The sequence below is a fragment of the Streptomyces sp. NPDC002130 genome (genome assembly GCF_040296465.1).
Taxonomy (GTDB): domain Bacteria; phylum Actinomycetota; class Actinomycetes; order Streptomycetales; family Streptomycetaceae; genus Streptomyces.
This window is the reverse complement of record NZ_JBEOXI010000945.1, coordinates 1-1,283: the sequence shown is the minus strand read 5'-3', so window position 1 is coordinate 1,283 and position 1,283 is coordinate 1. Positions and strand designations below refer to the sequence as shown.

General features: G+C 61.3%; 3 protein-coding genes. All 3 read right to left on the bottom strand.

Going from position 1 to position 1,283, the window contains the following annotated elements:
- Nucleotides 1-240 (bottom strand): hypothetical protein (locus ABT116_RS47270; protein ID WP_351647553.1); only part of this gene is annotated, 240 nt, incomplete at its 3' end.
- A gap of 2 nt (nucleotides 241-242) precedes the next feature.
- Nucleotides 243-827, bottom strand: coding sequence for a M15 family metallopeptidase (locus ABT116_RS47265; RefSeq protein WP_351647551.1), 585 nt, complete (start codon nucleotides 825-827; stop codon nucleotides 243-245).
- A 110-nt stretch (nucleotides 828-937) separates the two neighbouring features.
- Nucleotides 938-1,283 (bottom strand): hypothetical protein (locus ABT116_RS47260; protein WP_351647549.1); only part of this gene is annotated, 346 nt, incomplete at its 5' end.

Sequence of the window (1,283 nt, the reverse complement as noted above, 5' to 3'; positions counted from 1 at the left end):
GTTGTTGCGCAATGTGATCATGAGCGCCACGAGCACTCCTCCCACTATCAGTATCGGAGTGACGAGGCCGATGAACTCGGTGGAGAAGACACCGAGGCCTTCTGAGGTGGCCGCGCCCACCATGAGTTGTTGGTCGACGATCTGGCCACCGGTGGTGTTGACCGCCAATTCGAATTCGACGACTCCGAGGATCAAGAGTGCCAGTGCGGCAATCAGTCTCGCTGGTTTGACTCGTGTCATGATCAGCCTTCCGCTCTCTCGTCCGAGGGGTTGCTTCGTTGTGGCGGGCATTCCCCACCGGGAGTGGTCGCCAACTCGAAATGCCACATCTCGTTGGCGTAGGTCTGACAGAGGCCGTAATCGCTGCCGTGCTGGATGAGCCAGTCATCGGCATCGGTCGGTCCGATGTCGACGGCCTGTCCGCTGACATGCTTCGACAGACTCGGGGAGTGCACCCACTTGGACGCTTCGTCCACGCTGCCGTACTTGACGACGGCTTCGTCGAACAACCGCTGTTGATACGCAGCGGATCGCCAACCCGAACTGACGTGCATGGCAACCCCGGATGCCTGTGCGTCGGCCGCTGCCGACTGCAACGCCGCGAGTAGGGCGGAATCGAGACGGGCCAGAGCCGGCACGTGAGTGTCCTGCACGCTGATGCCGCCCTCGATCTCGCCACCTGCTGGCCCTGAATCAGGCTGAGTGGCAAGGTAGTTACCGCTCTTGGGCTTTGCTTCTTCCGTGTACGAGCACGCGCTGAGCGCGACCGCACCGAGCACGACTGCACCGAGTGCGACGAAGCGGATGATTCCGCGGTGGCTGGGCATACAACAGAGACTTCTCGGTCAGTGTCACCGGCAGGTGGTCACCGTTCGTCGACGGTGTCACGGTCTGCAACAGCTCTGTAACAGGACGGAACGGTGCTGGTGAGGATGTGTTAAGCAGGGCGCGGAATCGATGCGAAAGTCGACAGTTCGAACCAGGAAGGCAAGCTGCGACGCAATGCTGCGGGCCCCGAAATGGTGACGTCGCCGGACCGTATGGCGTCCGACCAGGTCAGGTTACCGCGCCAGATCTCGGTCATCGGTCGCAAGCCTGCGGCGACCGACACTGCGACGTCGAAACCCGGATCGATATCGCACATGTCTACTTCGCCGGAATTGATGACGAGCCACCAGTTCCGCGAATGTCCACGTACTCCGGAGAATGCGAAGTGCACCACGGTCTTGCCTTCAGGCACCACGGAATGATCCACGCGGCGATGCATGTCCCACAGCAGCAGC

Bases quoted from the DNA above. Each gene is read 5' to 3' on its own strand.
- ABT116_RS47265 (WP_351647551.1), bottom strand. From the start codon at position 827: ATGCCCAGCCACCGCGGAATCATCCGCTTCGTCGCACTCGGTGCAGTC.